This window comes from Methylibium sp., from assembly GCF_013817365.1.
In the GTDB taxonomy this organism is placed as follows: domain Bacteria; phylum Pseudomonadota; class Gammaproteobacteria; order Burkholderiales; family Burkholderiaceae_C; genus Methylibium.
Genome location: NZ_JACDCU010000351.1, coordinates 1 through 4,369 on the forward strand (window position 1 = coordinate 1; position 4,369 = coordinate 4,369).

A 4,369-nucleotide genomic window follows, 5' to 3' on the forward strand; every position below is an offset into this window, starting at 1 on the left:
CTCTCGGTCCTCGCGCTGACTCGCCGCTGCAGTTCCATGACTTCGGTTTCGGTCAAGTTCATCGCACCCTCCGCAGGCGCAATGATACTTCCTATTTGAACGTTACAGTTCACTAGCTGGCTGGGCGGCGAAAGCGCCGCGGCTGAGACGCCGACGCTCGCCGTCATGTCATTCCTGGTCGGCACGGCCGCATCGAACCCCGCCGAGGCCGAGCGGTTGACCGCTTTTGCTCGCGAGTTGTGCCGCACGTTGCCCGCCCTGCAGAACGAGGGCGACCCGAAGTGGCGCACGGTGCAGCCCGGCTTGCAATTCGAAGTCGGCTGGCCTTACTCGATCGCGGCTGCCGCGGGACTCGATACCTGTTCCGACCCCGGCCGCAGCGAGCGGTCGACCCCTGCGGCCCGCATGGGCCATCCGTTCCCCACCCCTCAAAGGGGACCTGCATGAAAACCCGAGTCGCTACACCGTTGATGCTTGTGTTGAGCGCCACCCTGCTGGCGCCCGTAGCCGCCCAGACTCCCGCCGGCGCGGGGATCGAGCCGGTGACCGTGCGCGCCGTCGCCAATTTCGGCTTCGACCAGACCACGCTGCGCTCGGCCGACGGCGAAGACATCCTCGCGGAAGTTCACGCGATGAAGGATGTGAACTGGCAAAGCGTGACCGCCACCGGCCACACCGACAACATCGGCCCGGAGGAATACAACGAAGGCCTGTCGGAACGGCGCGCCCAGGTGATCAAAGACTATCTGGTTGACCAGGGCGTCAAAACGGCCATCATCAAAACCGAGGCCAGGGCTGCCTCGGTGCCTGTGGCCGAGAACGACACCGCCGCCGGACGCGCGCAAAACCGGCGCACCGAGATCGAATTCAAAGGTGTGAGGCCGGTGACTCGATAAGAGGCTCTGAGCGGCGTTGAACCGTCCTTTGGCGCCGATCAGCGCGTCAGGGTCGGCTCAGCGGCGTAAACAGCGCATCGGCCGGCGCTACGGCCGCCTTGCGGCTTTGCTTGTCGAACAGGCACAGTTCGCGGGCGCGCCGGCCTTCCATGTGCGCGGCAGCATGGTGACCCATGAGCAGGAGTGCGGTCGTGCGGGTGTGGTCGTCGAACTCGATCGGCTGTCCTGCCGCGCGAGCGCCCTGCAGTGCACTGGCGGCAATGCAGGCGGCAGTCACCTCCTGCTCGTGAGCTGCCCAGGCTTCGGGCGTGGCGGCAAGCGCACGCAGCGCACAGGTGAAAGTGCCAGCCAGCGCGAGGCCGATGAAGGCGAACGCGCTGCGTTGCCGGTGCGAAATCAGTGCGGTCAGCATGGCGAAGTGTCCTGTTTCATTGCCTGTCTCATCAGCGACCCAACGGCCGATCACTCCGGCCATACCCAGCAAAACGGCGCCGCGAGACAAGCGCCCGAGCGGGCATCAACCGGCTTTGCGGCCACGAGTCACAGCCCACGCACCATCTCCACATGCGGTATGCCGGCTTCGTCGAACTGCGGCCCACGCGCAACGAAACCGCAACGCGCGTAGAAGGAAGCAGCCGAGGTTTGCGCATGCAGCAGCACCTCGCATTCACCGCGTTCGCGCGCCGCCTGCATCAGCGCCTGGAGCACGAGCAGGCCGGCGCCTGCGCCGCGCAGCGGCTGGCGCACCGCCATGCGGCCGATCCGGCCCACGCCGGGCACGTGCTCGAGCAGCCGGCCGGTGGCCAGCGCCGCGCCGATGCGGTTATAGGCCACGGCGTGCACGCAGGCACCGTCGGCCTCGTCCCATTCCAGCTCGGCGGGGATGTGCTGCTCCTGCACGAAGACCTCGGTGCGAATCGCCCGCGCATCGGCGCCGAGTTCGTCCCAGTTGCCCGTGCGAACCGAGAGCATCGGCGCGCCGTCCTCGAAGGCTTGCAGCACCTCGCGCAGCGGCTGCGGCAGCGGCTTGGTCTTCTGCGTGGCCGGGTCGGCGAATACATAGACCAGCTCGCCGGCAGCAAGCAGCTCGTCCTGACGGAACACGGCGCCGGCCAGCAGCAGGGAGGTGGTGCCGACGCGCGCGCAGCGGATGCCGATGTCGAGCACATCGTCGTACCGCGCCGAGGCGAGGTAGTCGAGCGTCGCCTTGCGCACGTAGAGATCGCCGCCGAAGGTTCGCATCGACTCGGTGTAGGGCAGCGCCATCGCACGCCAGTAGTCGGCCACGGCGGTGTCGAAGTACATCAGGTAGTGGCCGTTGAAGACGATGCCCTGCATGTCGACCTCGGCCCAGCGAACTCGCAGCCGATGCAGGCTGCGGAAGGCGCGGCGCTCGGGGCGCGTCACAGCCGTTGCTGGCGTGGCGTCGTGGTTCATGTCGCGAACGCTTCCTGAAGTGCGCGGCCGGCAGCGGCATGCGCAAGCCGGGCCTCGGGCACGGAGCGGCCCATCTTGATGAAGTCGTGGACCACGCCGCGCCAGAGCTCCAACTGCACCGGCACGCCGGCGGCGCGCAGCACGTCGCCGTAGGCCAGGCCCTCGTCGACCAGCGGGTCGCATTCGGCCAGGCCGATCCAGGCCGGCGCCGTGCCGTGGTGATCGGCGGCGAGCAGCGGCGCGAAGCGCCAGTCGTCGCGCTGGGCCGGATCGATGTAGTGCTCGAAGAACCACTCGATCAGCGGATGGTCGAGCAGCACTCCGCTGGCGTAGCGCCGGTGGGAGTCGCTGTTCGTCTGCGCGGCGGTGCCGGGATTGAACAGCAGCTGCAGCGCCAGCGGTAACCCGGCGTCACGGGCGAGCAGCGCGCACACCGCAGCCAGGGTGCCGCCGGCGCTGTCGCCGCCGACGGCCAGGCGCCGGGCGTCGAGCCCGAGTGCCGCAGCGCCCTCCTCCGCCAGCCACTGCAGGGCATCCCAGGCGTCGTTGACCGCCACGGGAAAGCGATGCTCCGGCGCGCGGCGGTAGTCGAGCGCGAGCACTGCCGCACCGCTTTGCAGTGCGAGCTGGCGGCACAGGCTGTCGTGCGTTTCGAGGTTGCCGATCGTGAAGCCGCCACCGTGCAGGTAGAGCAGCACCGGCAGGCGCCCGGGCGAGTTTGCGTACAGCCGCGCCCGCAGCGAGGCGCCGTCGCGGGCCGGCACTTGCAGGTCTTCGATCCTCGCCAGCGGCGCGCGCGGCAGGTCCATGATCTCGGCGCCGATCTCGTAGGCCAGGCGTGCCTCTTCGACTGCCAGTGTGTGCAGCGGCGGGCGGCCGGCACGGTGGATGCGCTGCAGCACACTGCGCGTGGCGGGGGTCAGTGCATCGGGGTTCATGAAGGCGGTGCAGAGTCGCGCCCGCGCGGCGGCGCGAGGGCTTGCGGGCCACGAGCATACTGGCTCGGTCGCCGCCCGATCCCTGTGCGGTGGTCTGCGCGGTGAGCCTCTTTCGGCCCCCTCTACCCAGCCCCGTTTCATCATGGCCAGCATCTTCTACATCACGCAAGTCCAGTTCGACTTCGGCGCCGTGCGCCAGCTCGGCGCCGAGTGCGCGCGCGTGGGCATCACCCGGCCGCTCGTCATCACCGATGCCGGCGTGCGCGCCGCCGGCGTGCTGCAAAAAGCGCTGGACGCCCTGAAGGATCTGCCGGTCGCTGTGTTCGACGGCACGCCCTCCAACCCGACCGAAGCCGCGGTGCGCGCCGCGCGCGAAGCCTGGAAGGCGCACGGCGCCGACGGGCTGATCGCCGTGGGCGGCGGCTCGAGCATCGACCTGGCCAAAGGGCTGGCCATCCTCGCCACGCACCCGGGCGAGTTGAAGACCTACGCCACCATCGAAGGCGGCTCGTCGAAGATCACCGCCGCCGTGGCGCCGCTGATCGCGGTGCCGACCACCGCCGGCACCGGCAGCGAAGTGGCGCGCGGCGCCATCGTCATCGTCGATGACCACCGCAAGCTCGGTTTCCATTCTTGGCATCTGGTGCCGAAGGTGGCGATCTGCGACCCCGAGCTCACGCTCGGCCTGCCGGCCGGCCTGACGGCGCTGGACGCAATCGCGCACTGCATGGAAACCTTCCTGTCGGCGGCCTTCAACCCGCCCGCCGACGGCATCGCGCTCGACGGCCTGGAGCGCGCCTGGGCGCACATCGAACGCGCCACGCGCCACAGTGGCGACCGCGAGGCGCGCAAGCACATGATGAGTGCTTCGATGCAGGGCGCCATGGCCTTCCAGAAAGGCCTCGGCTGCGTGCATTCGCTCAGCCATGCGCTCGGCGGCGTGAACCCGCGGCTGCACCACGGCACGCTCAATGCGATGTTCCTGCCGGCCGTCGTGCGCTTCAACGCCGAGGCCGAGAGCGTCAAGGCCGAGCGCCGCCTCGAGCGCATGGCGCATGCCATGGGACTGGCGGCGGCGGGCGACATTCCCGAAGCGAT

The 4,369-nt window shown here is 69.2% G+C and carries 6 protein-coding genes; 3 read left to right on the plus strand and 3 right to left on the minus strand.

The window, feature by feature from the left end; all coding sequences use genetic code 11:
* Positions 1 to 165: 165 nt before the first annotated feature.
* Together H0W38_RS17405 and H0W38_RS17410 are read left to right on the plus strand one after the other, a co-directional pair.
* A complete protein-coding gene (locus H0W38_RS17405; protein ID WP_292456403.1) occupies positions 166 to 447 on the plus strand; it encodes a hypothetical protein in 282 nt (93 codons plus the stop codon).
* Entirely contained in the window at positions 444 to 896 is a 453-nt protein-coding gene (locus tag H0W38_RS17410) for an OmpA family protein (protein WP_292456406.1), read from the plus strand. The genes H0W38_RS17405 and H0W38_RS17410 overlap by 4 nt, the downstream gene beginning before the upstream one ends.
* Positions 897 to 942: 46 nt before the next feature.
* On the opposite strand, the gene H0W38_RS17415 is transcribed toward H0W38_RS17410, so the two are convergent.
* The 3 genes from H0W38_RS17415 to H0W38_RS17425 form a co-directional block, all read right to left on the minus strand.
* Positions 943 to 1,308, minus strand: coding sequence for a hypothetical protein (locus tag H0W38_RS17415; protein WP_292456408.1), 366 nt, complete (start codon positions 1,306 to 1,308; stop codon positions 943 to 945).
* A gap of 128 nt (positions 1,309 to 1,436) precedes the next feature.
* The gene (locus H0W38_RS17420; RefSeq protein WP_292456411.1) at positions 1,437 to 2,333 is read right to left on the minus strand and encodes a YbgC/FadM family acyl-CoA thioesterase; all 897 of its coding nucleotides are present in this window, start codon (positions 2,331 to 2,333) and stop codon (positions 1,437 to 1,439) included.
* A complete protein-coding gene (locus H0W38_RS17425; protein ID WP_292456413.1) occupies positions 2,330 to 3,271 on the minus strand; it encodes an alpha/beta hydrolase in 942 nt (313 codons plus the stop codon). The genes H0W38_RS17420 and H0W38_RS17425 overlap by 4 nt, the downstream gene beginning before the upstream one ends.
* Before the next feature lie 142 nt (positions 3,272 to 3,413).
* Here H0W38_RS17425 and H0W38_RS17430 point away from each other — a divergent pair.
* Positions 3,414 to 4,369, plus strand: a 956-nt coding sequence (locus tag H0W38_RS17430; RefSeq protein WP_292456414.1) for an iron-containing alcohol dehydrogenase, incomplete at its 3' end; no start/stop codon positions are given.

Bases quoted from the DNA above. Each gene is read 5' to 3' on its own strand.
- H0W38_RS17420 (WP_292456411.1), bottom strand. From the start codon at position 2,333: ATGAACCACGACGCCACGCCAGCAACGGCTGTGACGCGCCCCGAGCGC.
- H0W38_RS17425 (WP_292456413.1), bottom strand. From the start codon at position 3,271: ATGAACCCCGATGCACTGACCCCCGCCACGCGCAGTGTGCTGCAGCGC.
- H0W38_RS17415 (WP_292456408.1), bottom strand. From the start codon at position 1,308: ATGCTGACCGCACTGATTTCGCACCGGCAACGCAGCGCGTTCGCCTTC.
- H0W38_RS17410 (WP_292456406.1), top strand. From the start codon at position 444: ATGAAAACCCGAGTCGCTACACCGTTGATGCTTGTGTTGAGCGCCACC.
- H0W38_RS17405 (WP_292456403.1), top strand. From the start codon at position 166: ATGTCATTCCTGGTCGGCACGGCCGCATCGAACCCCGCCGAGGCCGAG.